Source organism: Cryptosporangium minutisporangium (assembly GCF_039536245.1).
Taxonomy (GTDB): Bacteria; Actinomycetota; Actinomycetes; order Mycobacteriales; family Cryptosporangiaceae; genus Cryptosporangium; species Cryptosporangium minutisporangium.
In genome coordinates this window covers 55877-80945 of sequence record NZ_BAAAYN010000011.1, presented here as the reverse complement: position 1 = coordinate 80945, position 25069 = coordinate 55877, and the positions used below count along the sequence as shown (strand labels likewise).

Sequence of the window (25069 nt, the reverse complement as noted above, 5' to 3'; positions counted from 1 at the left end):
GCAGCGTCAGGCGAAGTACGCCAGGACGTGGCGCATCGTGTCCCAGTCGAGCGCTTCGGCTGCCGGCTCGAACGCGACGATACGTACGCGTCGGACGTGCCGGCCGGTGTCGTCCTCGCCGGCCAGCGAGCGCAGCGCCAGGAGGTTGAACAAGATCGCGATCGGCAGTGGCATGCCACCGTGGCCGGACCCGAGAACCGGAATCGTCAGCGAGTTCAGCCGGCACTCGTTCATCGTGGCCAGGACGCTCTCCAGCGCCGCGTACAGGAAGTGCGGCTCGGCGCGCAGCCCGACCGAGGACCGTTCCGTGGTCGCCGCGACGAGGATCGTCCGGAGCTCCGGAGCCAGCCCGCGCAGATAGAGCGCCTCGCCGACGCCGTAGCTCTCGCCGATCCGCTGACCGGCCCGGTGGACGCGCTGGGACGGCAGGCCGGTCAGCTCGGCCCGGACCGCCCGGATGAACTCGTCGTGACGACCGCCGAAGTGATGCCGAACGAACGCGCCGAGCGAGCTGTGCGGATCGTTGATGCACTCGTCGTCGAAGTACTCGTTGGCCGGTAAGCCGATCACCGACTGGGCGTCCGACGAGACGTAGTCCTGGATCCGGCCGAGTTCGAGCCGGACGGTCATCCGGCGGAACGTGAACTCAGCCAGGAGCGGCGGCTCGGGGTTGCTGACGACGGAGCCGTCCGCGGGCTGCGCGCTCAGCAGTTCCTCCAGGTCACGGCTCAGACGCTTCATGGCGCGCTCCAGCCGGACCTGCGCTGCGGGTGGTGGCGTCAGCCGTGGCTGTCGTTCGCGTAACGCCCGCCGAATCTGCCGACAGGCCGGGGCGATCGCCGGTCGCTCCTCGCCGCGATCGAACCGGATCGGGTCGTAGTGCGCCGACGTCAACCCGAGCAGATCCGTCGGCAGGTGAACCGGCGAGTTCTTGGGCGTGAGCATGAACGTCCGTTCGGGGCCCAGGCGCCCGAGGAACAGGCCCAACTCGAAGAGGACGTTGTCACGGACGGTCGGCTGCACCGAGCCGCGGCTCTCGGTCGAGTCGTCCGGCCGGAGGACGAACACGCCTGCGTCCGAGGCGTCGAGCGCCGTCAGCAGGCTGTCGAGTGCGCCGCGCGTCAACCGGAAGACGTCCTGGTCCCACACCGTGACGTCGAAGTCCTGCTCCAGCTCGTGCTGGATCGCGTGGCAGATCTTGAGGGCCTCGCTCGAGCTGCCGATAAAAACGCGCGGTCGCATCACCGCTCCTCACGGTGGGCCGTCCGGTGACGCGGCTACGTCGGACGGCGCTGCAGTGGTGCAGAGAGTAGCGCAGCTCGACAAAACCGCATGCGTCCACCTTTCGTCCCTCTTATGGCTTCCTTGCGTCTGGATGATCGTCCTGTCCCGATCGGGGTCGCGCCGGGAAGACTGGCGGGGTGCCCCGCTCCCGACGCCGTGTCGTCCTGATCGTTGCGCTGTGCCTCGGCGTCCTGGTCGCGGCGGTCGGTACCAGAGGGTGGGTGCTCGGCGGCCGAGGGGGCGACAGGGCGCCGGTCGCGGCGGTGATCGGTGACGCCAGCGACCCGGCGACGCCGGCCAGCACGGCGTCCACCGCGCGGCCGCGGGTTTCGGTGGGGCCGGCCCAGTCCGGAGTAGGGGCCAGCCCGTCGCCGCGGGCGTCGCGGACGGTCGGTGGCGCGCGGCCGGTCTCGTCCAAGAAGGGCGCGGCCCTCAATCCGTTCGGTGCGGTCCGCTCGGCGCTCGCGGACGCACGCGTCGGCTGGTACTACAACTGGGCCGCGGATCCGCAGGGCATCGCGGCGCCGCCCGGGGTGGCGTTCACCCCGATGATCTGGGGTGCGGACTCGGTGAACGCGGCCACGCTGGACGCGGTGCGACAGCGCGGCGACACGTTGCTGGGCTTCAACGAGCCCGACTTCGCGAGCCAGTCGAACCTCTCGGTCGACCGTGCGCTCGCGCTGTGGCCGCAGCTGATGGCGACCGGGATGCGGCTCGGCAGCCCCGCGCCCGCCACCGGCGGAGCGACCGACGGAAGCTGGTTCGACCAGTTCATGAAGGGCGCGCAGAGCAAGGGCTACCGCGTCGACTTCATCGCGCTGCACTGGTACGGCGGCGACTTCACGACGGCGAACGCGGTCGGGCAGCTGAAGAGCTACCTGCAGACGGTGCACGACCGCTGGCGCAAGCCGATCTGGCTCACCGAGTACGCGCTGATCGACTTCAGCGCCGGGGTGCGGTTCCCCACGCCGGAGCAGCAGGCCGCGTTCGTGACGGCGTCGACCGCGATGCTCGACAGCCTGTCCTATGTCGAGCGGTACTCCTGGTTCCTGTTCTCGCCGCCGCGCGACGGCGGTGGGAGTGGGACGTCGCTCTACACCGCGGCCGGCACCCCGACCAGGCTCGGCACCGCGTACCGCGCCGCCGGCTAGGCGAGCGTCCGGCGGCGCGGGCGCGGCGAGCACGCTCGCTAGCTGCGCCCGAGGTGGCCGTAGCGGGTGCGCAGTTCTCGCTTGAGGATCTTGCCGCTCGGGTTCTTCGGCAGCGCGTCGGCGATCACCACGTACTTCGGCGCCTTGAACCCGGCCAGGACCTCCTTGCTGAACGCGATGATCGCGTCGGGGTCCAGGCCGCCCGCGGCGGGATCCTTCGGCACGACCACGGCGGTCACCGCCTCGATCCAGTGCGGGTGGTCGATGCCGAACACCGCGACCTCGGCGATGCCCGGATGCTGGTACAGCGCCTCCTCGACCTCGCGGCTCGCCACGTTCTCGCCGCCGGACTTGATCATGTCCTTCTTGCGGTCGACCACCCGCAGGTAGCCGTCCTCGTCGAGGATTCCCAGGTCACCCGAGTGGAACCAGCCGTTGCGGAACGCCTCGGCGGTCTTCTCGTCGTCGTGGTAGTAGCCGAGCGTGGCGTGCGGGCTGCGGTGCACGATCTCCCCGACGGTGCCCGGCGGCACCGGTCGGTCGTCGTCGTCGACCACGATCGTCTCGACGTTGATCGCCGGCCGTCCGGCGCTGCCGGCCCGGGGAAGCTGCTCGTCCGGTCGCAGGATCGTGGCGAGCGGGGCCATCTCGGTCTGGCCGTAGAAGTTCCAGAAGCGCACCTGCGGCAGCCGGCGGCTGAGCTCGTGCAGAATCTCCACCGGCATCGGCGACGCGCCGTAGTAGCCCTTGCGCAGCGTCGACAGGTCGGTCGTGTCGAACTCCGGTGAGCGCAGCAGCGCGATCCAGACCGTCGGCGGGGCGAAGAACTTCGTGGCGCCGTGCTCGGCGATCGCTCGCAGGATCGCCGCCGGCTGCGGCGCAGCCAGGATGACGCTGGTCGCGCCGGTGTAGACGTCGACGTTGAGGAAGCAGTCGAGCTGGGCGCAGTGGTAGAGCGGAAGCGCGTGCACCTCGATGTCGTCGCCGGTCATCTCGCCGTCGATCGCGCAGCTCGCGTACTGCCAGAGCAGCGCCCTGCTGGTGAGGATCGCGCCCTTGGGACGGGACTCGGTGCCGCTGGTGTACATCAGGCGGGTCGGGTCGTCGTCGGCGACCGGGACCTCGGCGGGTAGCGGACCGCCGAACGTCGTCCAGGCGGTGACGTCCTGCCAGCCGGGCTGGGCGTCGCCGGTGCCGAGCGGGATGAACAGCCGCCGGGTGACCGTGCCCCGCGACGCGGCGATCGCCTTCTCGGCGGTGGCGGTCAGCCCGTCCTCGGCGACGAACGCGACCGCGCCGCTGTGGTCGAGGACGTAGGCGACCTCCTCCGGGTTGAGCATGAAGTTCACCGGCACCAGGACGACGCCCCGGCGGGCGGTGGCGAACGAGAGCACCGCGAACTGCCAGCAGTTGTGGGACAGCAGCGCGAGCCGGTCGCCCTTGACCAGCCCGGCGGCGTCGATCGCGGCGGCGGTCCGGTCGACGACGGCGTCCAGCTCGGCGAACGTGAGGCGGGTGCCGCCGTCGACGATCGCGGTCTTTGCGCCGAACCGGCGGGCCGAGCGGCGGGGGATGTCGCCGAGCGTGTGCTGGCGGGCCTGGTCAACGGTCCTCGGCGTACTCATCGGCGGCATCCTTCCGTGGGGCGGCACCGTGATCCTCACATGCCGAGCAACGCCACGGTCCGGTCGTCGGTCTGCCCGTGGAAGTACTTGTCCAGGATCTGGCGGAACGCGGGTTCGTCCGGGTCGGCCGCGGCGAACAACGTCATCGACGACCGGAGCTTCATCGCGTCCACCGGGCCGAGGATCCGGGTGATGCTGCGCCCCTCGACGCCGAGCAGCGCGTCGACCGCGGCCAGCAGCCGGGCCCGGAGAACCGGGTGCGCCAGGTAGGCCCGCGCCTCGTCCCCTGAGGAGACCGCGTACTGCTGGGCCATCGCGCTGCTGCCCAGTCCCTGCACCTGCGGGAACACGTACCACATCCAGTGGCTGACCTTCTCGCCCGCGTGCAGTTCGGCGAGCACGGCGTCGTACCCGTGGCCGCTGTTTTGCGCGCTGACGAATCGTTCGAGCCGGTAGGGGTCGTCCATGACCGCCACCCTGCCGCGCGGCCGCCGCAGTGGCCACCCGGCTCGCCGATACCGTGGGAGCGTGATCGTGCGCGCCGCCGAGGTCGGGGATCTCGCGGGAATCCGCGCGGTCACGTTCGCCACCGACCAGTCCGAGCCGGGGTCCGGGGCCGACGCCGCGTACGTCGAGCTGATCCGGTCCACGGGTACCGCCCTGGTGGCCGTGCAGGACGATCGGGTGCTCGGCTGGGCGGCCACGCTGCCGACGCCGCACGGTGCGCTGCTCACCGATCTGTTCGTGGATCCGGTCGCGCACGCCCGCGGAGTGGGCACCGCACTCCTGGGCGCCCTCTGGCCCACCCCGTCGGCGCGGCGGCGCTACACGTTCAGCTCGAAGCATCCCGCCGCACTACCGCTCTACGCCCGTGCCGGCCTCGTCCCGTCCTGGCCCCTGCTGTACGTCAGCGGCCCGACCGACCGGCTGCCGCTCGGCGTCCTGCGCGTCGACCGGGTGGACGCCGGAGCCGCGGCGGCGGCGGAGTCCCGGCTGGCCGGCGGCGAGCCGCGTCCCGGCGTCTTCGCGTACTACCTCTCCGGGGGCGAAGCGTTCGTCGTGCGGGACCGCGCCCGGGTGATCGCGGTCGGCGCCGCGCAGCCCGGCGATCCCGCCGTGCTCGCGCGCCTCGCCTGTCCCGATCCGGGTGCCGCTGCCGGCGCGCTGTTCGCGGCCGTCGCCGCGCTCGGCGTCGATCGGGTCGCGTTCTGCCTGCCCGGCCCGCACCCCGCGCTGCGGCGACTGCTCGCGGCCGGCTTCCGCGTCGACGATTTCGACGTCACGATGCGGACGCCCGACGTCGCGCTGCCGATCGGCTCGGTCTACTCCCCGGGACTGGGCTGAGCAGCCGCGTCGGTGGCGGGTTGCTTGGCGGCGGCGGGCCGGGGCTCGGCGGTGTCGTCGGCAACGGCCGTGGCGGCCGCGGCGGGCTGCTTCTCGGCGGCGGGGCCGGCCTCTGACGCTGGCCGCGGCTCCGGGGCGGGGCGGGGCTCTGACGCTGGCCGGGGCTCCGGCGCGGGCTCGACCGGCTCGCGTTCCATGTGCTCGACGGCGTCCTTCGCCTCTTTGAGGCCCGCGCCGGTCTGCTCGCGGTACGCCTTGATCGCGGCGATCTTCTCGCCCTTCCGGAGCAGCGCCAGGACCTCCGGGTACGCCTCCCGCGGGAGGTCGATGCCGAGGTGGGCGATGATCACGTCGAGCTTGCGTTCGACGGACGCGAGCTGCCGGGCCGTGCGGTGCTCACGCCGGTCGCGCCCGGCGAGCGACGCGGTGAGCAGGCCGAGGCCGATGACGGCGATCACTAACGCGACGAGCAGCACGTAGTCCATGCCCTCATTGAACCCCGCCCCGACCAGAGCGGCTGGTCGAAGGGGGCGACGCGGACTCGGTCGAACGATGTGGCGTTGGGCTCGTGATAGCGAGCCCAACGCCACATCATTGGTCGCGCCACGACCTGAGGCGACGCGGCTTCGGCTCAGCCGCGCCACCAGTCCGGAACCCGACAGGCATGGCGAGCACCCGCTCCTAGCATCCGGCACGTGACCGTTTACGCCCTTGCGCAGATCGCCATCCACGATCGTCCCCGTTACGACCGGTACGTCGCCGGTTTCTTCCCGGTACTCCGGCAGTACGGCGGGCGGCTGCTGTCGGCCGACGAGTCGCCGACCGTCGTCGAAGGCAGCTGGGAGTACCAGAAGGCCATCCTGATGGCGTTCGACGACGAGGAGAGCTTCCGGCGCTGGGCCGAGTCGCCGGAGTACAAGGCCATCTCCGTCGACCGTGAAGCCGCGACCACCGGCGTCGTCCTGCTGCTCGGAGGGGTACCCGCACGGTGACCCATCTCTCGTTGCCGTAAGGCATACCGTATGTTCGGCTGACTGGGTGACCGAAACAACCACTTCGGCCGGCGACGCGATCCGCGTGACCGGAACCGCCCAGCAGCAGGCGTGGCGGGACCGGGTGCTGCCGCCGGTCGAGCGGGTGCGACCCGGTCTCTGGTCGATCCCGACGGCGTTCCCGGACAACCCGCTGCGGTACGTGCTCAGCTACCTGATCGAGACCCGCGCCGGGCTGGCGCTGGTCGACACCGGCTGGCCCAGCGAGCAGGCCTGGCAGGCTCTGGTGGACGGCGTTCGGGAGACCGGGCACGAGCTGGCGGACGTCGACGCCGTGATCGTCACCCACTTCCACGGCGACCACTTCGGACTCGCCGGCCGCGTCCGCGAGGCCTCCGGAGCCCGGGTGGCGATGCACCGCCTGGACGCGACCGTGCTCCGGACGTTCGAGTCGCTCGGCGACTTCGTCGACACCGACCGCGAGTGGCTCCGCCGCCGCGGGGTTCCAGAGCCGGAACTCGCCGAGATGCTGCCGCCCGTGGACGCGGAGGGCCCGCTCTGGGAGCAGGGCCAGGTCGACGTGCTGCTGGAGGACGGCGACCTGCCGATGGGCACGGGCACGCCGCTGCGAGTGGTCTGGACGCCCGGCCACACTCCGGGCCACATCTGCCTGGTCCACTCCGACCACGACGTCCTGCTCACCGGCGACCACGTGCTGCCGCGGATCAGCCCCAACATCAGCCCGTCGCCGCTCGGCGACGAGGACACGCTCGGGGAGTTCCTCGACTCGCTGGCGCTGATCGGAGACCTCGACGTCGCCGAGGTGCTGCCCGCGCACGAGTACCGGTTCTCCGGGCTCCCGGCGCGGGTCCGGCAACTGCGGCGCCACCACGAGCAGCGGCTGGCCGAGATCCTCGCGGTGCTGGACGCCGGGAACGGGCCGACCACGCTCGAGGTGGCCGGGCGGTTGACGTGGTCGCGGCCGTGGGAGCAGAACCGCGGCTTCATCCGCCGCGCGGCGATCGGCGAGACCTACGCCCACCTGGTGCACCTCACCCGGCGCGGGCTGATCACGCCCGGCAACGGCCCGGACGACGCCTGGCGCCGGGTCTGACCAGCCCGGGGTGACGGGTTAGGCGGGGAGCCGCAGCTCGGTCCAGGTCTCGCCGTCGGTCGTCGTCCAGTAACGACCGTCCTGCACGCCGGTGCCGAGCAACCGGCCGCCGGTGGAGTCCAGCGACCAGAGCGCCGGCCCGTCCTCCACGGCGTACGGCGCGGTCAGCTTCGGCGCCGGGACGAGCACCCGGGCGCCGCCGCTCGAGTCGACGACGACCAACCGGCCCCGCACGGCTGCGGCGTCCCGGCTTCCGCGCAGCGTCGACCCGCGGAGCGAGTGGAGCCGCCAGGTGCGCCCGCCGTCCGTGGTCAGCGACACCGCGGTCGGGCGGAGCAGGCTGTCGTCGTCGGCCCCGAACACCAGCAGGTAGGCGGTCCGTCGGTCGACGGCCGCAACCTGCACGAACGTCCGCGGCGGTGGCGGGAGCGCCGGCGTCACCGCCTGCCAGCGACCGTTCCAGACCGCTACCTGCGCGTTACCGCCGGCGGCCCAGATGCTGCCGTCCGGACCGGCCGAGACCGAGATCGGCTGCCAGGCCGGCTGGTCGGGGAAGGCCGTCGGCTGGCCGGAGTCGAGCGCGTACCAGGCGAGCAGCCGGGGCGGTCGGATCTTCTGCCCCGGGTCCGGTCTGGTGCCGGACGTCGTCCGCAGCCGGACGCCGGTCGGCGGCGCCGCCGGGGCCCGGAGTGCGTCGAGCGCAAGCCCTCGTCGCCACGTCTCGCCGCTGTCCGTACTCAGCCACCGCCGCCTCCCCGCCTCGACGACGATCGTGCGCGGGCCCACCGCTACCAGCTGGACTCCGGTGTCCCGGCCCAGGTCGTCGGTGGGCAGAACGGCCTGCTGCCACGTGCCGCCGCCGTCGAGCGTCCGCCAGAAGCGCGGTTCGCAGCGGGTCGGCGCCGCACACCGGGGCGTCAGCGCCCAGCCGTGGCGCTCGTCGGCGAACGCCACCTGGTTCACGGTCGCGTTCCACCGGACCGATGCCGGTTGGGGCTCCGGCGGTGCCGGCTCGGGGTCGGGTGCGAAGAGCGCGACCCCCGCGGTGACCGCCACGGCGGCGGCGACCAGCGCGGCGAGCAGACCGTAACGGCGACGGGGAGACGACGGTTCCGGCGGCACCGCTCGATTGTCACCCGCGCCCGAGAGGTCAGGCGGGTGGTCGTCGGTGAACTCTTCCCGACCGGTGACGGCCGAGGTCGGGATTCAGTCGTTCAAGTAGTTGTAGATCGTGTACCGGCTGACGCCGAGCGCGCGCGCGGCAAGTTCGACCGACTCCTTGATCAGGAAGAAGCCCCGGCGCTCCAGGTCCTTCACCACGCGGGTCTTGTCCGCTTTCGACATCGCCGCCACGTCGCCCCCGACCGCGCCGATCGCCCGGCGAAGTAGGTCGTCGGTGAGGTTCTCCACCGAGTCGTAGAACGTCTCCGACCGGTCGTGCCCGCTGACGGCGGGTGTGTCGACCAGCGCGGCGAGCAGATCCCGCGCCGCGGTGAGCTGACCGATGTCCCGGTTGAGACAGAGCGCGGCCACCGGCCGGTCGGCATCGCCGCGGAGAAAGATCGTGGAGGAGCGGCAGACGATGCCGCCCGGCAGTTCGGTGCGGTACCCGACGATGCTCTCCGGCGGGTCGTCCTGCATCAGCAGGCGCAGGCCGAGGTCGGTCGCGGGGGCGCCGACGGTTCGGCCGCTCAACCCGCCGGCGATCGCCACGACCGAGTTCGGCAGCTTGCTCAGGTCGTGCAGGACGACCTCGACGCCGGGGCCGACGGCGTGCGCCAGCGGTTCGACGAGCGGCCGGTAAGCCGCGACGACCCGGGCCGCCTCGGCCGCGAACTCCGGTGTCGCCCACGATCCGCCGGAGTCACCCACGGTCGACCCCGAACCGATCGGCCCAGGCCAGCACGTCCGTCACCGTGGCGTTACCACCGCAGAGCACCAGGCCGAGCCGGCAGTCGCCGCCGACGCGTTCGATCACCCGCCGCGCCGCCGGGAGCAGGCAACCGGCGGCCGGCTCGGTCCAGACCTTCGCGGCGTCGGCGAGCTCCAGCGTTCCGCGGACCGCCTCCGCGTCGGTCACCACGAGTACGTCGTCGACGAGTGCGCGGGTGTGCGCGTAGGTCAGCGGTGCGACGGCGGGCGGAGAGAGCGTGGTGACGACCGAGCTCGGCACGATCGGCACCGGGCCGCCTGCCGCGAGCGCTCTGGCCATCGACTCGGAGCCCTCGGTCTCCACGCCCCAGATCCGGACGCCCGGCCGCAGCGCGCGCAGGGCCACCGCGATCCCGCTGATCAGGCCGCCCCCGCCGATGCTGACCAGGACGTCGGTCAACGGGCCGGCGTCCTCCGCGAGCTCCCGGCCGACGGTTCCCTGGCCGGCCACGACGTCCGGGTCGTCGAACGGGTGGATCAGCATCAGGCCCTCCGACTGCAGCCGGACGCCGAGTGCGAACGCCTCGGTGACGTCGGTCGTGAGCTGGACCGCCGCGCCGTGCCGCCCCGCGATGTCGACGGCGCGCCGGGGCGCCGAGCGGGGCATCACGATCGTCGCCTTGACGCCGAGCGCCGCGGCCATCGCCGCGACCGCGATGCCGTGGTTGCCGCCGCTCACCGCGACCACACCGGCGGCGCGCTCGGCGTCGTCGAGCGACCGGAGCTTCGCCGCGGCGCCGCGGGTCTTGAACGACCCCGTGCGCTGCAGCAGTTCGAGTTTCACCGTGACCGGGACGCCCAGCAGCTCGCTGAGGCCGGTACTCACCACCGTCGGGGTCCGGACGACGTCCCCCTCGATGAGTCGTGCCGCCGCCTCGATCGCCGCGTACTCCAGTAGGGGCAGCTCGTCTCCACTCATGTCAACAAACTGTAGAGCATCTTCCACGGCTTGTTGAATCAGGTGGTCAGCGGCGGTGTGCTGCCTTCTCCGCGTACATCCGCGCATCGGCCTGGGCGGCCAGCGCGTCGACGTCCCACAGGCCGGGTCCCTGCGCCACCGCGATGCCGACGCTCACGCCGACGCTCAGCGGGCCGTCGGCGGTCGGCACCGGCAGCGTGACCGCCGCCCGGATTCGATCTGCCACGGACTCGGCCACGTCCCGGTTGGCGCCGCGAAGCACGACGACGAACTCGTCGCCACCCATCCGGACGACGAGGTCCTCCGGTCCGACGCAGGCGCGCAGCCGGTTCGCGACGGCGCACAGGACCGCGTCGCCGGTCGCGTGGCCGTAGGTGTCGTTCACCCCTTTGAAGCCGTCCAGATCGATGCCGAGCAGCGCGCCGGCGTCGTGCAGCGCGGCACAGGGGCCGTAGAGCACGCCGCGGTTGGCCAGGCCGGTCAGCGCGTCGTGGGTCGCCTGGTGCTGGAGCGCGTCCCGGGCAGCCGCCAGCGCGGCGAGGTGCCGGTCCACCGCGGCGCTCTGGCTGCCGACCGTCCAGGCGGCGATGAACCCGAGCACGGCCGCGAACATCCACCCGGTGATCGCCGCCTCGGTGGCCCGTCCGGTGGCGATGCGGTGCTCCGCGACGACGGCGACGACCACGGAGACGACGGCGTGGCCGACCACCCCGCAGGCCCAGGTGAGCAGCGCGCCCCGACGGCCGAACCGGATGCCCGCCACCAGAATCGGGAGCACGATCAGGCAGGCGGCTGCGCCCCGGCTGGTCACCGGCATCACGACCACGGCCGCCAAGACCGCGCCCACGCTGAGCGCGATCTGCAATACGCCCACCTGGGCGTACCGACGGGAATTCCGGATCGAGCGCAGCCCCAACACGCCCGCGGCACAGACCGCGAGAGTCAGCGGCGCGAACAGGGAACTGCTGAGCGGGGCCACCTCCGCCAGCTCGCGCGGCAGCAGGCCCCGGATCGACCAGGTGAGCGCGACCAGCAGGAAGCCCACGACGCCGACGCCGATGCCGGTGAGCTCGGTGGTGCGGCGCCGCTGGTGCAGCGCGTCGAGCTCCCCGGCGTTCTCCGGCACCGGCGGACCGGCGGGGGATCGTGGTCGCCCCCGACCGGCCCGCCGGAATCGCATCTCGCTGCCTTTCGCCACCCGCCGCTGACGCACTGCCCTTGTTCCTCGTCGGCAGGTGACGGCCGGACCTGACCGGTCCGGCAGCCGAGCGGCGCTCAGGCGGCGGTGGCCTCGCCCAGGTAGCGGTGGAGCAGCTCCTCGCCGGCCGCGTCCGCCGGGCCCGTCCAGGACGTCCGGCCGCGCTGCAGGATCAGGCACTGGTCGGCGAACTCCAGCGCCCGCCCGGCGAACTGTTCGATGAGCAGCACCGAGACGCCGGCCGACCGGGCCCGCTCGAGGCTCTCGAAGATCAGGTCGACCAGCTTCGGGGCCAGCCCCAGTGACATCTCGTCGGCGATGACCAGCTTCGGCTCTACCATCAGCGCCCTGGCGAGCGAGAGCATCTGCTGCTCACCGCCGGAGAGTGTCCCGGCCAGCTGCCGACGGCGTTCGCCGAGCACCGGGAAGAGCTCGAAAGCGCGGTCCAGCCCTTCGGCGCGGCGTCGTTTCTCCACCGCGAGCCCCATCCGCAGGTTCTCCAGCACCGTCAGCCCCGGGAACACCCCGCGTCCCTCGGGCAGGTGAACGATGCCGGCCCGGCGCACCTTCGCCGCGGACAGCCTGGTCAGGTCCTGATCGCCGAAGCGCACCGAGCCTTCCGTCTTCGGCACCAGCCCGGACAGCGCCCTGGCCAGCGTGCTCTTGCCCGCGCCGTTGGGTCCGAGAACCGCCAGCGCGCTGTTCGGTGGGATCTCGAACGAGACGTCGGCCAGCGCCTGCGCCGCGCCGTACCGCACCGACAGGTTCTCGACCGTGAGCGTTTCGGTCATGCCGGCTCCTCCTCCGTGGTCTCGTCGACGGCCGTGCCGAGGTACGCCGCGCGCACCGCCGGGTCGTCCCGGATCTCGGTCGGGGTGCCGGCGGCGATGCAGATGCCGAAGTCCAGGACGTGCACCCGGTCGCACATCCCGAGCACCAGCGGTACGTCGTGCTCGACCAGCAGCAGCGAGACGCCGTGGTCGGCGACGAGCTGGCGCAGCGTCGCGGCGAGCTCCTCGGTCTCCCGGACGTCCAGACCGGACGACGGCTCGTCGAGGAGCAGGACGCGCGGGTCGACGGCGAGCGCGCGGGCCACCTCGACCAGGCGGCTGGTGCCGAGCGGCAGCCCGGCTGCGGGCGAGTGCTGCACACCACCGAGGTGGAGCGCGTCGACGAGCGCGTCGACCCGCTCGGTCTCGGCAGCCGGCGGACGGCGGAACCCGCCGCCGGTCAGCAGGTCGGTCCAGAGGCGGCGCTTGGCGTGGCGAATCCGGTAGCCCAGGACGATGTGCTCGCGCACGGTCAGCGTCGAGAACAGCTCCGGGTGCTGGAACGTCCTGGCCAGCCCGCGCCGGGCGCGGGCCTGCGGTGACGCCGAGGTGACGTCCTCGCCGTCCATCAGCACCGTGCCCGCGGTCGGCTTGAGCAGTCCGGACAGGACGCCGAACAGCGTGCTCTTCCCCGCGCCGTTCGGTCCGACCAGCCCGACGATCGACTGCGCGGGTACCTGCACGTCGACGTCGTTGAGCGCGACCAGGCCACCGAACCGCACGGTCACACCCCGTGCCTCCAGCCGGGCCGTGGTCGCCGGGGCCTTCTCTTCCGCCACCGCAGTCATGCGTGATCCTCCGAAGCGAGTCGGTCGAGGCAGAGCGTCATGCCCGGTCTCCCGCCGTGCCTGCGACGGCGTCCGCCGCGTCCGGGGTGGCCGCCGCGGTTCCTCCGGACGCTGCCGGGGTGGCGGCGAAAGCCGCGACCGGCTCGGCCCGGCCGGAGCGGAAGCGGGCTGCGAGACGGGCGATCGCGGCGCCGTTCTGCGCGACAACGCCCTCCGGGTGGTTTGCCAGTGCGATCGCGCCGAGGCCGAACAGGATGACCGGGATGCCCGCGAACTCCGACGGCACGTAGGTGGAGAACAGGCCGGGCATCAGGTAGTACAGCAACCCGGCCGCGAGCGCGGCCATGATCGACCGCGATCCCAGCGTCACCAGCACGGCCAGCCACACCAGGCCGAGGAACGGTGCGAACGAGTCGGGCAGCGACGACTGGAAGTTCATCGCGAGGAACCCGCCGCCGATCGCGGCGACGAACGACGCCACCCCGGAGACCAGGACCTTGGCCTGCAGGACGCTGATGCCCAGCGTCCGGGAGCCGTTCTCGCTCCAGCGGACCGCGCTCATCGCCAGCCCCGCGGTGGATCGCCGGAGGTTGAGCACGACCAGCCCGAGGATGAGGAACGCGCCGAGCGTGATCAGCGCGAAGGTCTGGTTGTCCAGGGCGAACGACGGCCGCGGCATCGGCTGCCCCGACCCGAAGTTGTAGAACCGGTCCCTGGTGAAGACCAGCGTCTGGATCAGCAGGCCGAACGTCAGCGTCACGAGCGCGACGTACAGGTTGCCCAGCCGGATCGTCAGGACGCCGAGGATCACCCCGAGCGGGACGACGACGAGCGCGGCCGCGACGACCGCGAGCAGCGGCGGCCACCCCTGGTAAGTCGCGAGCTCGGCGGAGAGCACCGCGCCGAGCCCGGCGAACGTGATCTGGCAGAGCCACACCATGCCGCCCTCGCCGGTGACCAGCGTGTAGGAGAGCAGTGCGATCGCCAGCGCGATGCCGGCCGCGGCCAGCCCGGCCCAGTACTCGCTGAGGATCAGCGGCAGCATCGCCACGATCGCCACGAACACGACCGTGGGGATGAGGCCCGGCCCGAACCGGCTCAGCGCGGAGTTCGATGCCCGCGCCGTCGTCGTCGCCGGCGTCTCGTCCTGGACGCTGATCGCGCGGTCGAGCGCACCACCCGCGGTGGTGTCACCCGCCTGTCCGCGAGCGGCGTAGTAGAGCAGGAACACGAGCATGAACGCGAACGGAACGCTCGGCACCACGGCGGCGGTGATCGAGCTCTCCGCGTCCAGGTACTTCTGAATCACGGTCGTGACCACACCCATCGCCAGAGCGACCCCGACCGCGATCGGCAGGCTGCGCAGGCGAGCGGCGACGACCGCGGCGAACGCCGCGGACATCAGGACGGTCATGCCCTCGGCGGAGAGGCCGGCGGTCGGCGCGATCAGGATGCCGGCCAGACCGGCGAGGGTGGCGCTCGCGGCCCACACGCCCAGCGAGACGCGGCCGGGGCTGGTGCCCGACAGGCCGGTCAGCGCCTCCGAGTCGACCAGCGCGCGGACTTTCAGGCCGACGTCGGTGAAGCGGAGCACGCCGACGCCGAGCAGCAGGACCACCGCGAGTCCGAGGTAGGCGACGAGCTGGTCGGCGTTGAGCACCGCCCCGAACGGGTGCCAGGTCGCGAGCGGACGCGGTGCCAGGCCCGGTGCGGTGACGCTCGTCAGATGTCCCATGACGAGCTCCACCAGCGGCGGGAGCGCGACCGAGAGGCCCATCGTGGCCATCAGCTTCACCAGCATCGAGCGCTGGCGCAGATGGCGGAAGAGCAGCCAGTAGAGGGCCATGCCCAGCACCGGCGCGAAAAGCAGGAGTGCGACCACGGCCGCCGGCAGGATCGGCCATCCCGCCTCGGTGTTCAGCGCGTAGTACACCCGCGCCACGGTGAAGGCCATCGCGGCGAAGGCAAGGCTGAAGATGCCGGACGCGACGTACGTGACGACGAGGGAACCCGCCGCTATCGCATAGATGGAGCCGAGTGCCAGCCCGGCGAGGACGTAGGAGAGCACGGAGCCTCCAAGCACATGGGACGGGAACGGTCTGCGCGCTCCCACGCTGCGGATCCATCACAGAGTGCTATGCAGTGTGATCCACGTCAATGCTTGTAAATTTTTCGATCCTTGGAAATGATTGCGCACCTCAAACTCTCGGGGAGGGGGCGGCTCGCCCACTCGGCGGCCATCTCCTTGCCGCACGTCTAGCGGGTTTCGCCACCGCTGAGCCCGCGCCGCCGACCCGCGGCGTGCAACCCATCTGAATTTCGACGTTTCCACAACTGTCAGAGAGGACGAGTGGAACATGCGCAAAAGAGGCATCACCGCGATCGGAGCCGCCTGTGCGGTCGTGCTCGCGGTGTCGGCGTGCGGCGACGACGGGGGCGGCGGGACAGCCGCCGGCGACACCGTCAAGTTGGGCATCCTGACGTCGCTGAGCGGCCCGAACAGCGCGGCGTTCAAGGGCACGGTGTCCGGCGCGGAGGCCCGGCTCGCGGCCTACGAAGAGGACGGAGGTAAGTGCGCGGACAAGAAGTTCGAGACCGTCGAGGCGGACGACCAGTCGAACGCGCAGGGTGCGCTGACCGCTTCCCAGAAGCTCATCCAGCAGGACAAGGTCTACTCGATCCTGGCGGTCAGCTCGTTCTTCTACGGCGCCACGCCGTTCCTGACCACGGTCGGCAAGGGCACGCCGATCATGGGCGGTGGCTTCGACGGCGCGAAGGAATGGCAGAACACCAAGAACAACCTGTTCCCGGCGATTCCCGTCCCGAACTACTCCAAGACGTACACCACCGCCGGTGAGTACCTGAAGAGCGTCGGTGGGACCAAGGTCGCCGGAGTGGCCTACGAGAGCCCGAGCTCGCAGCAGGGCCTCGAGGCGTCGATGCGGTCCGCGGAGGCGGCCGGTCTGAAGCGCGGCTACGTGAACACCACGGTGCCGTTCGGCAGCACGGACGTCGGCGCGATCGTGCTCGGCATCATCCAGTCGAAGGCCGACGTCGTCCAGTTCGGAATCAACCCGGACACGTCGTTCGCGATCGTGGCCGGGCTCAAGCAGGCGGGCTACACGCCGAAGGCGATCATCTCGGCCACCGGGTACGGCAATGACCTGCTGGAATCCGCTCCGGCGGTGCAGGCGGGCCAGGGTGTCACGTTCACCACCGGGTGGGCCCCGAACGAGGTGAAGAACGAGGGCACCGAGCGGATGGCGAAGGCGCTCAAGGACCACGCGGGCTCGAAGTCCGGTATCCCCGGGTTCTCCCAGACCATGGGCTGGATGACCGCCGACATGTTCCTGCACGGCCTCGAGGTCGCGGGCTGTGACGCGGAGCAGGCGAAGGTCATCTCCGACCTGCGGGCGGACAAGACGTGGGACGCCGACGGGCTCTACCCCTCGCCGCGCGACTTCACCACGATCGACGCGGACGAGCAGTGCCAGTACTTCCTGAAGCTCAAGGGCAGCGCGTTCGTGCCCGAGCCGAACGCAGCGCCGCTCTGCGGCAAGGTCGTCAGCGGCTGATGTGCGTCGGGGTGCGGCCTCCGGCCGCGGAGGCCGCACCCTTGCGGCTCGCTCAGAGCCGTTGCTAGCTTGAGCGGAACAAATGTTAGGTTTCCGCCTCGCCCTCCCTCCCTTATTCGGAAGACGCTCACCGAGGAGTGCAGATTGACGTCGACCACGGATTTACCGACCGATACCGATCTGGCTCGCCGCCTGTACATCACGATGACGCTGGCCCAAGCGGTCGACGCGCGGTTGCGGAAAGGCATCGGCCGCGGTGAGTTCTTCGCGGTGATCTGGCCGTCCCGTGGCCAGGAGGCGGTCGCCGCCGGTGTCGGCGCCGCGCTGCGCCGGGACGACCGACTCGTGACGACCTACCGGGGCATCCACGACCTGGTCGGCAAGGGCGTGCCGCTCACCGAGATCCTCGGCGAGATCATGGGCAAGAGCATCGGCGCCTCCCGCGGCAAGGGCGGCACCATGCACATCACCGCTCCCGAGCAGGGCGTCGCGCTCACCACCGGGATCGTCGGCGCCGGCGTGCCGGTCGCGGTCGGGCTCGCGCTCGCGGCCAAGCAGCAGGGCAGTGACCGGGTCACCGCGGTGTGCTTCGGCGACGGCGCGACCAACACCGGCTCGTTCCACGAGGGCATGAACCTGGCGTCCACGTGGCAGCTGCCGGTCGTCTTCGTCTGCCAGAACAACCTCTGGGCCGAGATGACGCCGATCGGCGACACGATGAACATCGACCAGGTCGTCGACCGTCGCCTGGCGTACGCGATGCCGGGCGAGCGGGTCGACGGCAACGACCCCGAGGCCGTCCACCGGGCTGTCACCGCGGCGGTCGAGCGCGGCCGGAGCGGCGGCGGCCCGACGTTCATCGAGGCGGTGACGTTCCGCTTCGAGGGCCACTACTTCGGCGATCAGCAGAAGTACCTGCCGGCCGAGGAGCTGGCCGCGGCGAAGGAGGCCGACCCGATCCCGCGGTACCGGCAGAAGCTGCTCGACTCCGGTGCGCTCTCCGCGGACGAGCTCACCGCGATCGACGAGGACGCCACCGCGCAGGTCGAGGCCGCGCTGGCCGAGGTCCTCGCCGCACCCGCCCCGGACCTGGCCGAGCTCGACCAGGACGTCTTCGTGAACATGGAGGGCATCCCGTCGTGACCGCCGTCACAGAGACCGGAACCAAGACGATGACCGTGCTGGCGGCGCTGAACGCGGCCCTGGACGAGGCGCTCGCCGAGGACGAGCGGGTGTTCCTGCTCGGCGAGGACCTCGCCGATCCGGCGAGCGGCGTCAACCACGTGAGCTCCGGCCTGTCCACCAAGCACGGTGCCGACCGGGTGCTGAACACGCCGATCTCGGAGGCCGCGATCGCGGGCGCCGCGATCGGTGCCGCGATCGAGGGGCGGCTCCCGGTCGCCGAGATCATGATCATGGACTTCATCGGCATCGCCGTGGACCAGATCGTGAACCTCGCCGCCAAGGCCCGGTTCACCTCGGCCGGCCGCACGCCGTGCCCGGTGACGATCCGGACCGCGAGCTTCGGTGGGCTGGGCTCGGGCGCCACCCACTCGCAGTCGCTGGAAGCCTGGTTCATGCACATGCCCGGCATCAAGGTGGTGGTGCCCAGCACCCCCGCGGACGCGAAGGGCCTGCTGAAGGCCGCGATCTTCGACCCCGACCCGGTGCTGTTCCTGGAGACCACGGCGCTCTACGGCAAGCGCGGCCCGGTGCCGACCGGTAACCACGTCGTCGAGTTCGGCAAGGCCGACATCAAGCGCGCGGGCTCGGACGTCACGGTCGTGACGTACGGCCGGGGCGTGTACGACGCGCTGGACGCCGCCACCGCGCTGGAGGCGGACGGTATCGACGTGGAGGTCCTCGACCTGCGCACGCTGGTACCGCTCGACATGCCCGCGGTGCTGGAGTCGGTCGGCCGGACCGCCCGGGCGGTCGTGGCGCACTACGCGGTCGAGTTCGCCGGCCCCGGCGCCGAGATCGCCGCCCAGATCAACACCGGCCTGTTCGGACAATTGCGGGCTCCGGTGGCCCGCGTCGGCTCCCGGTTCCGGCCGATTCCGGCCGCGAAGGACCTGGAAGCCGCCGTCTACCCCAACGCCGACCGCATCGCTGCGGCCGTTCGCGCAACCGTGGGATACAGCAAATGACCCAGAAAGTCCCCGTCCAGGTTCCGAAGCTGACGATGGCCACGACGGAGGTGACCTTCCTGGAGTGGCTCGTCGAGGACGGGCAGCCGGTCGAGGAGGAGCAGCCGATCTACGTCGTCGCGACCGACAAGGTGGAGAACGAGGTGGCCGCCCCGGCGTCCGGGATCCTCCGGCACGGCACCGCCGAGCCCGAGGAGGTCTACCCGGTCGGCACCGAGATCGCCGCGATCGAGGTGCCGTGAGTTTCTCGGATTTGGTCGTGCTCGGCGGCGGCAGCGGTGGTTATGCCGCCGCTCTCCGCGCCGCCGAGCTCGGCAAGACCGTCACGCTGGTGGAGAAGGACCGGGTCGGGGGCACCTGCCTGCACCGCGGGTGCATCCCGACCAAGGCGCTGCTGCACGCCGGCGAGGTCGCGGACGCCACCCGTGGCAGCGCAGGCGTCGGCATCCGGGCGACGTTCGACGGCGTCGACATGGCGGGTGTCCACAAGTACATGGACGCGGTGATCGCCAAGAACTGGAAGGGCCTGCAGGGCCTGATCGCCGGTCGGGGCATCACGGTGATCTCGGGGGAGGGGCAGCTCGTCGCTCCCGACACGGTGCGGGTCGGCGACGACGAGTACCGGGGATCCGCCGTGGTCGTCGCGACCGGGTCCGCGCCGGTGGTGCCCCGGGGCATCACCGTGGACGGCCGCACGGTGCTCACCTCGGACGACGCGCTGCGGCTGGACGCCGTGCCGAGCTCCGCGGTGGTGCTGGGCGGCGGCGTCATCGGCTGCGAGTTCGCCTCGGCCTGGACGTCCCTGGGTGCTTCGGTGACGATCGTCGAGGCACTCCCGCACCTGCTGCCGAACGAGGACGAGGACAGCTCCAAGCTGCTCGAACGGGCGTTCCGGCGGCGGAAGATCGGGCTCCGGCTCGGTGCGCGGGCCACCGCGGTCGAACAAACCGCGGACGGTGCGCGGGTCACGCTGGCCGACGGCGCCACCCTCGACGCCGAGGTGCTGCTGGTGGCGGTCGGGCGGCGTCCGAACACCGAGGGGTTGCCGGTCGAGCTGCGCGACGGCCACGTCGTCGTCGACGAGTTCGGCCGTACCTCCGTGCCGGGGGTCTACGCGGTGGGCGACCTCCTGAACACACCGCAGCTGGCACACGCCGGCTTCGCCGAGGGCATCCTGGCCGCGGAGCACCTCGCCGGGCTGGACGTCGATCCGATCGACTACGACGGCGTCCCGCGGGTCACCTACAGCTCACCCGAGGTGGCCTCGGTGGGGCTCACCGAGCGGCAGGCCGTCGACCGGTACGGTGCCGACGCCGTGCGGACCGTCACCTACGACCTCACCGGCAACGGGCGCTCGGCGATCCTCGGCACCCGCGGCGCGGTGAAGCTGGTCGCGACCGGCGATCGCGTCGTGGGGACCCACCTCGTCGGTGACCGGGTGAGCGAGCTGATCGCGGAAGCCCAGGTGCTCTACGCGCTCCAGCCGCCTCCGTCGCAGGTGGCGACGCTGATTCACCCCCACCCCACCCAGTCCGAGGCGATCGGCGAGGCGCACCTGCTGCTGGCCGGGAAGCCGCTCCACGTTCACGGATAGGGCGTTCATGACACAGGTACAGGCTCCCTACCGGGAGCGGATGACCCGGATGCGGAAGATCATCGCGACCCGGATGGTCGAGTCGCTGCAGACGTCCGCGCAGCTGACGTCCGTCGTCGAGGCGGACGTCAGCGGGATCACCGAGGCCCGCCGCCGGACCAAGGACGCGTTCCGGTCCCGGCACGGCGTCGGGCTGTCCTACCTCCCGTTCTTCGCGCTCGCCGCGGTCCAGGCGCTGGCCGAGCACCGGGTCGTCAACGCGTCGGTGGTTCCGGAGACGCACGAGATCGAGTACCACCCGGCGCAGCACCTGGGGATCGCGGTCGACACCGAGCGCGGGCTGATGGTGCCGGTGATCCGGGACGCTCAGGAACTGGACCTGGCGGGCCTGGCCGTCGCGATCGACGACGTCGCGACCCGCACTCGGGAGAGCAAACTCCGGCCGGACGAGGGGAGCGGCGGGACGTTCACGATCACGAACACCGGGAGCCGCGGCGCACTGTTCGACACCCCGATCATCAACGCACCGCAGTCCGCGATCCTCGGCACCGGCGCGGTCGTGCGTCGCCCGGTCGCCCTGACCGACGCCGAGGGCGGCGAGTGGGTGGCGATCCGGTCGATGGTCTACCTCGCGCTCTCCTACGATCACCGGATCGTCGACGGCGCGGACGCCGCGCGGTTCCTGACCGACGTCAAGCGGCGGCTCGAGGATCCCACCTGGATCGACCAGACCATCGGAGGTTCCTGATGTCCGGCTACATCGGTAGCACGGTGCAGGAGATCGAGGCGGCCCCGAACGCGGAGCTGACGGCGGACCTGCTCGACCGGCTGAAGGACCTGGACGCCACCCGGATCAACAAGGACGACCAGATCGTCATGCGCAAGGCGGTGCTCGGGCTGCTCTCGATCGTGTCCACCCTGGAGGCGCGGATCGCCGAGTTGGAGAGCCGCTGATCGCCGGTCACAGGCGTGGCGCCACCTTGGCCGCCTCGTCGCGCACCGCGGCCGCGACCTGCTCCAGCTCGTCGGCCATCCGGGCACTCGGACCGGCCACGGCCAGAGCGCCCACGACCCGGCCCTGCACGACGATCGGGCTCGCGGCCGCGGAGACGTCCGGTACCGTCTCGCCCCGGTTGACGGCGTAACCCTGCTCGCGGACGCGCTCCAACTCGTCCTCGACCAGCGCACGCCGTGCCTCCTCGACGTGCTCGGCGAGGTAGGCCGCCCGCCGACGCGGCGAGAAGTGGGCGAGGAAGCACTTGCCCGAGCTGGTCGGGTAGAGCGGTCGCCGCTGGTTGAGCGGCGCCGAGTACCGAATCATCCGGCGGGACTCCACCATCTCCACGTAGACGACGGCGTCCCCCACCAGACGGCAGAGGATCGCGGTCTCGTCGAACGTCTGCTGGAGGCTCTCCAGGGCACGGCGGGCCGACAGCGTGAACTCCGCGCGCGCCGGTCGCACCAGGACGTCCAGGGCCGGGCCCAGGCGGTAGACGCCGGCCTGTTCCTCCAGGTAACCGGTCGCGACGAGACCCTTCACCAGGCCGTGCACCGAGGACTTCGGGGCGCCCAGCAGCGCGGCCAGACCGGCGAGGCGCACTCCGTCCCGGCTCTGACCGGCGGCCTCCAGGATCGTCGTGACCCGGCTGACCGTCCGGTGCTCCCGCGCCAGGGCATCCGACATCGTTACTCCTCCCGCACCCACGTCCGCACCATTGTGCGCCTGCCGTACCGGGGCCCGTTGACAGGCCTCGCGGCGCCACTTACGTTGGCATAACCGAACGCCAGTTCACATATACGGACGGAGCGTCGATGGCTCAACCTTCTTCCGGGTGGGGCAGCGAGGTGGTCGAGGACACGCTGCACGGCCATTCCTGCCTGATGTACGCACGGCGACCGCGTGACGTGTCCGACGTCCTCGACGCGTCGGCGCGCTGGTCCGACCGGGTCTTCCTGGTGCGGGGCGAGCGGCGGGTCACCTTCGCTCAGCACCGCCGGGCCGTGCAGGCCGTGGCCGCGCGGCTGCGCGCCGACGGGGTGCAGGAGGGCGACCGGGTCGCGCTCTACGCGGCGAACTCCGCCGAGTGGGTGGTGACGTTCTTCGCGGTGATCGCGTTGGGGGCCGTCGCCGTTCCGTGCAACGGCTGGTGGTCGGTGTCCGAGCTGGAGCACGCGTGCGGCGTCGTCACCCCCACCGTCGTCGTCTGCGACGAGCGGCGCGCCGAGCGGGTGCCGCCGCGGCTGCGCCGGATCGCGCTGGCCGAACTGGTGACCGACGACGTGTGGAACGCGCCCGCCGTCGGCGACGACGACCGCGGCGTCCGCGACGAGGACGCGCCCGCCGTCGTGCTGTTCACCGCGGGGACCACGGGCTTTCCGAAGGGCGCGGTCCTCAGCCACCGGGCGCTGCTGGCGAACCTCCAGACGCTGCTCGTCGTCTCCCGGAAGCTGCCGCACGAGATCGCGGAGGACGCTCCGGCGAGCGTCACGCTGGTCGGCCTGCCGCTCTTCCACATCGGAGCGATCCAGCTCGTCCTGGTGCCGCTGATGACCGGAGGCCGGGTCGTGTTCCTGTCCGGCCGGTTCGACCCCGCGGAGGTCCTCCGGCTGATCGACCGGGAGGGCGTCACGATGTTCTCCGGCGTGCCCACGATGATGGAGCGTCTGATCCGTCATCCGGACGCGGCCCGCGGTGGCTACCCGACGCTGCGGACGATCGTCCTGGGCGGCTCGCCGGTCAGCGACGAGCTCCTGGAGCGAGTCTCCGTCACGTTCCCGAACAGTCGTCGCCGGATCGGCCGGACGTACGGGCTCACCGAGGCCGGCGGGGTCGTGAGCACGGGCGTCGGTGCGCAGATCGCCGAGCGTCCGGGCAGCTCGGGCCGGCTCGCCCCGGTCGTCGAGGTGCGGATCGCCGATCCGGACCCGGACGGGGCGGGGGAGGTGCTCGTCCGGTCGCCGGCCGCGATGGACGGGTACTGGGGCCTGCCCGGTGACCCCACGCTCGACGCCGACGGGTGGATCCACACCGGCGACGTCGGCCACGTCGACGCCGACCGGTTCCTCTACATCACCGGTCGGCGCAAGGACGTCATCATCCGCGGTGGTGAGAACGTGTCCGCTGCCCGGGTGGAGACCGTGTTGCAAGAGCACCCGGACGTCGCGGAGGTGGCCGTGATCGGGCTGCCCGACCCGGACCTCGGCGAGGTCGTGGCGGCCGTCGTCGTGCCCGCCGACGGCGCGGACCCCGCACCGGACGAGCTCGAGCGCTGGGCGGGGAGTTCGCTGGCGCACTTCGCCGTCCCGAGCCGGTGGTGGGTCCGCGCCGATGCGCTGCCGGTGAATGAGGCCGGGAAGGTCCTCAAACACCGGCTCGCGCAGGAATGGCCGGCTTAGGACGTCGGGTGCCCGTCGTCGGCGGGGCGCTGGGGCAGGACCACCCTGGCGCTACCGCGGGCGGACTCGTGACCGTCCTGGTTCACCGCGTTCAGCGACACCTCGACCGAGCCGGTGGCCTGGTCGACGGCGGTCACCACGCCGTCGCAGGTGACCAGCTCACCGAGGACGTTGTGCCGCCGCACCTGGACGTCGAGGTACTGCAGGAAGCCGTCGTCGCCCATCCAGTCGGTCACCACGTGCCCCATCCAGGAGACCCGCTCCGGCCCGTAGTCGTACGCGCCGGGCACGCCGACCCGCCGGGCAAGGTCCGGGTCCCAGTGCACGCGCTCCGGCGGCTCCGGCACCCCCCACTCGTTCGGAATGCCGAGCGCCGGGTGCCGGTCGAAGAGATCGAACGCGTCGCCGTGGGCGCGGACGTAGAGGCCACCCCAGCCCAGGAGGTAGGCGATCGCGGTGGTGGCGGTGTAGGGCCCCTTCGTCACCGGAGGGAGGGGGTCGCCCACCGAGACGTCCTCGACGTAGCGCGGGGTCGCGCCCCGGCGGCGTGCCTCCTCGTCGCGGTACCGCTGGGCGATCTCCGCGATTTGGTCCGGCGTCCACTCGACCCGGATCTCCTCGTACTTCTTGTTTTCTCTCGCGCTGTCCCGCTCGGTCCGGAAGCAGTAGGAGTGGCCGGTGCAGACCAGCTCGCCGTCCGGGTCACGGAACGGAACGCGGTAGATCTGCTGCCAGGAGCGCCCGGCGAACCGGCTCGGTCGTTCGATCAGCTCCGCGAGCGTCGCCTCACCGGTGAGCTGGTCGCCGACGCGGAGCGGCCGGGTGAATTCGAACGTGGCGCCGGCGTACATGGCATGGATGCCCGGCAGGCCGCTGACGTACCCGCTGAAGACCTTGTCCATGGCCAGCAGCGCCGACGGCGGAGCGAGCTGCGGTCGGTCGTGGGCCGCGGCGTAGGCGGGGTCCGTCCAGAGCGGATTGCGGTCGCCGATGCCCAGTGCGTAGTGCCGGATCGCGTCCGGGGTCAGCTGGCTGATGTGCGGCCGGTCGCTGCGGACCGGCTTGCCGATCATGTCGCGCAGGTCCTGCACCTGCTGGGCGTTGATGCTCGGGAACTCACGCGTGGTTTCAGTAGTCATCCTCGGTCCCGTCGTTCGCTTATACGAACGTCAGTTCG

At 71.7% G+C, this 25069-nt stretch carries 25 protein-coding genes; 12 read left to right on the top strand and 13 right to left on the bottom strand.

Features of this window, described 5'->3' with window-relative positions; translation table 11 throughout:
• Positions 1 to 6: 6 nt before the first annotated feature.
• Entirely contained in the window at positions 7 to 1242 is a 1236-nt protein-coding gene (locus ABEB28_RS08620) for a TIR domain-containing protein (RefSeq protein WP_345727446.1), read from the bottom strand.
• A 179-nt stretch (positions 1243 to 1421) separates the two neighbouring features.
• On the opposite strand from ABEB28_RS08620, the gene ABEB28_RS08615 reads away from it, so the two are divergent.
• A complete protein-coding gene (locus ABEB28_RS08615) occupies positions 1422 to 2435 on the top strand; it encodes a glycoside hydrolase family protein (RefSeq protein WP_345727445.1) in 1014 nt (337 codons plus the stop codon).
• Positions 2436 to 2473: 38 nt separating this feature from the next.
• On the opposite strand, the gene ABEB28_RS08610 is transcribed toward ABEB28_RS08615, so the two are convergent.
• Both ABEB28_RS08610 and ABEB28_RS08605 read right to left on the bottom strand, forming a co-directional pair.
• The gene (locus ABEB28_RS08610) at positions 2474 to 4069 is read right to left on the bottom strand and encodes an acyl-CoA synthetase (RefSeq protein ID WP_345727655.1); all 1596 of its coding nucleotides are present in this window, start codon (positions 4067 to 4069) and stop codon (positions 2474 to 2476) included.
• Positions 4070 to 4095: 26 nt separating this feature from the next.
• Complete coding sequence (locus tag ABEB28_RS08605) at positions 4096 to 4527, bottom strand: DUF1810 domain-containing protein (RefSeq protein WP_345727444.1); 432 nt, start codon at positions 4525 to 4527, stop codon at positions 4096 to 4098.
• Between the two features lie 61 nt (positions 4528 to 4588).
• On the opposite strand from ABEB28_RS08605, the gene ABEB28_RS08600 reads away from it, so the two are divergent.
• Positions 4589 to 5404, top strand: a complete 816-nt coding sequence (locus ABEB28_RS08600; protein WP_345727443.1) for a GNAT family N-acetyltransferase — start codon at positions 4589 to 4591, stop codon at positions 5402 to 5404.
• Here ABEB28_RS08600 and ABEB28_RS08595 read toward each other — a convergent pair.
• Positions 5383 to 5889, bottom strand: a complete 507-nt coding sequence (locus tag ABEB28_RS08595; protein WP_345727442.1) for a ribosomal protein L7/L12 — start codon at positions 5887 to 5889, stop codon at positions 5383 to 5385. The genes ABEB28_RS08600 and ABEB28_RS08595 overlap by 22 nt on opposite strands.
• 210 nt (positions 5890 to 6099) lie before the next feature.
• On the opposite strand from ABEB28_RS08595, the gene ABEB28_RS08590 reads away from it, so the two are divergent.
• Positions 6100 to 6396, top strand: a complete 297-nt coding sequence (locus ABEB28_RS08590) for a DUF1330 domain-containing protein (protein ID WP_345727441.1) — start codon at positions 6100 to 6102, stop codon at positions 6394 to 6396.
• A 46-nt stretch (positions 6397 to 6442) separates the two neighbouring features.
• Positions 6443 to 7510, top strand: a complete 1068-nt coding sequence (locus ABEB28_RS08585; protein ID WP_345727440.1) for an MBL fold metallo-hydrolase — start codon at positions 6443 to 6445, stop codon at positions 7508 to 7510.
• Positions 7511 to 7528: 18 nt separating this feature from the next.
• On the opposite strand, the gene ABEB28_RS08580 is transcribed toward ABEB28_RS08585, so the two are convergent.
• From ABEB28_RS08580 to ABEB28_RS08550, 7 genes are all read right to left on the bottom strand, one after another.
• The gene (locus tag ABEB28_RS08580; RefSeq protein ID WP_345727439.1) at positions 7529 to 8632 is read right to left on the bottom strand and encodes a hypothetical protein; all 1104 of its coding nucleotides are present in this window, start codon (positions 8630 to 8632) and stop codon (positions 7529 to 7531) included.
• An 84-nt stretch (positions 8633 to 8716) separates the two neighbouring features.
• Positions 8717 to 9382, bottom strand: a complete 666-nt coding sequence (locus tag ABEB28_RS08575) for a helix-turn-helix transcriptional regulator (protein ID WP_345727438.1) — start codon at positions 9380 to 9382, stop codon at positions 8717 to 8719.
• Positions 9375 to 10361 (bottom strand): pyridoxal-phosphate dependent enzyme, encoded by a 987-nt coding sequence (locus ABEB28_RS08570; protein ID WP_345727437.1) that lies wholly within the window; start codon positions 10359 to 10361, stop codon positions 9375 to 9377. Before ABEB28_RS08570 ends, ABEB28_RS08575 begins: the two co-directional genes overlap by 8 nt.
• 46 nt (positions 10362 to 10407) lie before the next feature.
• A complete protein-coding gene (locus tag ABEB28_RS08565; protein ID WP_345727436.1) occupies positions 10408 to 11487 on the bottom strand; it encodes a GGDEF domain-containing protein in 1080 nt (359 codons plus the stop codon).
• Between the two features lie 149 nt (positions 11488 to 11636).
• A complete protein-coding gene (locus ABEB28_RS08560; protein ID WP_345727435.1) occupies positions 11637 to 12350 on the bottom strand; it encodes an ABC transporter ATP-binding protein in 714 nt (237 codons plus the stop codon).
• Positions 12347 to 13177, bottom strand: coding sequence for an ABC transporter ATP-binding protein (locus ABEB28_RS08555; RefSeq protein ID WP_345727434.1), 831 nt, complete (start codon positions 13175 to 13177; stop codon positions 12347 to 12349). The genes ABEB28_RS08560 and ABEB28_RS08555 overlap by 4 nt, the downstream gene beginning before the upstream one ends.
• A 37-nt stretch (positions 13178 to 13214) precedes the next feature.
• Complete coding sequence (locus ABEB28_RS08550; RefSeq protein WP_345727433.1) at positions 13215 to 15245, bottom strand: branched-chain amino acid ABC transporter permease; 2031 nt, start codon at positions 15243 to 15245, stop codon at positions 13215 to 13217.
• Positions 15246 to 15534: 289 nt separating this feature from the next.
• Here ABEB28_RS08550 and ABEB28_RS08545 point away from each other — a divergent pair, with 289 nt between their 5' ends.
• The 7 genes from ABEB28_RS08545 to ABEB28_RS08515 all read left to right on the top strand — a co-directional run bounded on the left by ABEB28_RS08545 (position 15535) and on the right by ABEB28_RS08515 (position 21450).
• Complete coding sequence (locus tag ABEB28_RS08545) at positions 15535 to 16752, top strand: ABC transporter substrate-binding protein (RefSeq protein WP_345727432.1); 1218 nt, start codon at positions 15535 to 15537, stop codon at positions 16750 to 16752.
• A gap of 204 nt (positions 16753 to 16956) precedes the next feature.
• A complete protein-coding gene (locus tag ABEB28_RS08540) occupies positions 16957 to 17895 on the top strand; it encodes a thiamine pyrophosphate-dependent dehydrogenase E1 component subunit alpha (protein WP_345727654.1) in 939 nt (312 codons plus the stop codon).
• Between the two features lie 29 nt (positions 17896 to 17924).
• Positions 17925 to 18902: an alpha-ketoacid dehydrogenase subunit beta gene (locus ABEB28_RS08535; RefSeq protein WP_345727653.1), complete on the top strand. Its 978-nt coding sequence runs from the start codon at positions 17925 to 17927 to the stop codon at positions 18900 to 18902.
• Positions 18899 to 19144, top strand: a complete 246-nt coding sequence (locus ABEB28_RS08530) for a biotin/lipoyl-containing protein (protein ID WP_345727431.1) — start codon at positions 18899 to 18901, stop codon at positions 19142 to 19144. Before ABEB28_RS08535 ends, ABEB28_RS08530 begins: the two co-directional genes overlap by 4 nt.
• Positions 19141 to 20496 (top strand): dihydrolipoyl dehydrogenase, encoded by a 1356-nt coding sequence (gene lpdA, locus ABEB28_RS08525; RefSeq protein WP_345727430.1) that lies wholly within the window; start codon positions 19141 to 19143, stop codon positions 20494 to 20496. Before ABEB28_RS08530 ends, lpdA begins: the two co-directional genes overlap by 4 nt.
• Before the next feature lie 7 nt (positions 20497 to 20503).
• A complete protein-coding gene (locus ABEB28_RS08520) occupies positions 20504 to 21244 on the top strand; it encodes a 2-oxo acid dehydrogenase subunit E2 (protein WP_376981110.1) in 741 nt (246 codons plus the stop codon).
• Positions 21244 to 21450: a hypothetical protein gene (locus tag ABEB28_RS08515; RefSeq protein ID WP_345727429.1), complete on the top strand. Its 207-nt coding sequence runs from the start codon at positions 21244 to 21246 to the stop codon at positions 21448 to 21450. Before ABEB28_RS08520 ends, ABEB28_RS08515 begins: the two co-directional genes overlap by 1 nt.
• A gap of 7 nt (positions 21451 to 21457) precedes the next feature.
• On the opposite strand, the gene ABEB28_RS08510 is transcribed toward ABEB28_RS08515, so the two are convergent.
• Positions 21458 to 22180 carry an IclR family transcriptional regulator gene (locus ABEB28_RS08510; RefSeq protein WP_345727428.1) on the bottom strand — a complete coding sequence of 241 codons (723 nt, stop codon included), beginning with the start codon at positions 22178 to 22180 and terminating at the stop codon, positions 21458 to 21460.
• A 128-nt stretch (positions 22181 to 22308) separates the two neighbouring features.
• Here ABEB28_RS08510 and ABEB28_RS08505 point away from each other — a divergent pair, with 128 nt between their 5' ends.
• Positions 22309 to 23892 (top strand): class I adenylate-forming enzyme family protein, encoded by a 1584-nt coding sequence (locus tag ABEB28_RS08505; RefSeq protein ID WP_345727427.1) that lies wholly within the window; start codon positions 22309 to 22311, stop codon positions 23890 to 23892.
• Here the strand turns inward: ABEB28_RS08505 and ABEB28_RS08500 are convergent.
• Complete coding sequence (locus tag ABEB28_RS08500; RefSeq protein WP_345727426.1) at positions 23889 to 25031, bottom strand: FAS1-like dehydratase domain-containing protein; 1143 nt, start codon at positions 25029 to 25031, stop codon at positions 23889 to 23891. The two genes, ABEB28_RS08505 and ABEB28_RS08500, sit on opposite strands and share 4 nt — an antisense overlap.
• Between the last annotated feature and the right edge of the window lie 38 nt (positions 25032 to 25069).

Excerpts from the sequence above, each read along its gene's own strand:
- ABEB28_RS08620 (WP_345727446.1), bottom strand. The coding sequence starts at position 1,242 with ATGCGACCGCGCGTTTTTATCGGCAGCTCGAGCGAGGCCCTCAAGATC.
- ABEB28_RS08610 (WP_345727655.1), bottom strand. The coding sequence starts at position 4,069 with ATGCCGCCGATGAGTACGCCGAGGACCGTTGACCAGGCCCGCCAGCAC.
- ABEB28_RS08605 (WP_345727444.1), bottom strand. The coding sequence starts at position 4,527 with ATGGACGACCCCTACCGGCTCGAACGATTCGTCAGCGCGCAAAACAGC.
- ABEB28_RS08595 (WP_345727442.1), bottom strand. The coding sequence starts at position 5,889 with ATGGACTACGTGCTGCTCGTCGCGTTAGTGATCGCCGTCATCGGCCTC.
- ABEB28_RS08570 (WP_345727437.1), bottom strand. The coding sequence starts at position 10,361 with ATGAGTGGAGACGAGCTGCCCCTACTGGAGTACGCGGCGATCGAGGCG.
- ABEB28_RS08560 (WP_345727435.1), bottom strand. The coding sequence starts at position 12,350 with ATGACCGAAACGCTCACGGTCGAGAACCTGTCGGTGCGGTACGGCGCG.
- ABEB28_RS08555 (WP_345727434.1), bottom strand. The coding sequence starts at position 13,177 with ATGACTGCGGTGGCGGAAGAGAAGGCCCCGGCGACCACGGCCCGGCTG.
- ABEB28_RS08545 (WP_345727432.1), top strand. The coding sequence starts at position 15,535 with ATGCGCAAAAGAGGCATCACCGCGATCGGAGCCGCCTGTGCGGTCGTG.
- ABEB28_RS08540 (WP_345727654.1), top strand. The coding sequence starts at position 16,957 with ATGACGCTGGCCCAAGCGGTCGACGCGCGGTTGCGGAAAGGCATCGGC.
- ABEB28_RS08535 (WP_345727653.1), top strand. The coding sequence starts at position 17,925 with ATGACCGTGCTGGCGGCGCTGAACGCGGCCCTGGACGAGGCGCTCGCC.
- ABEB28_RS08530 (WP_345727431.1), top strand. The coding sequence starts at position 18,899 with ATGACCCAGAAAGTCCCCGTCCAGGTTCCGAAGCTGACGATGGCCACG.
- ABEB28_RS08520 (WP_376981110.1), top strand. The coding sequence starts at position 20,504 with ATGACACAGGTACAGGCTCCCTACCGGGAGCGGATGACCCGGATGCGG.
- ABEB28_RS08515 (WP_345727429.1), top strand. The coding sequence starts at position 21,244 with ATGTCCGGCTACATCGGTAGCACGGTGCAGGAGATCGAGGCGGCCCCG.
- ABEB28_RS08510 (WP_345727428.1), bottom strand. The coding sequence starts at position 22,180 with ATGTCGGATGCCCTGGCGCGGGAGCACCGGACGGTCAGCCGGGTCACG.
- ABEB28_RS08505 (WP_345727427.1), top strand. The coding sequence starts at position 22,309 with ATGGCTCAACCTTCTTCCGGGTGGGGCAGCGAGGTGGTCGAGGACACG.
- ABEB28_RS08500 (WP_345727426.1), bottom strand. The coding sequence starts at position 25,031 with ATGACTACTGAAACCACGCGTGAGTTCCCGAGCATCAACGCCCAGCAG.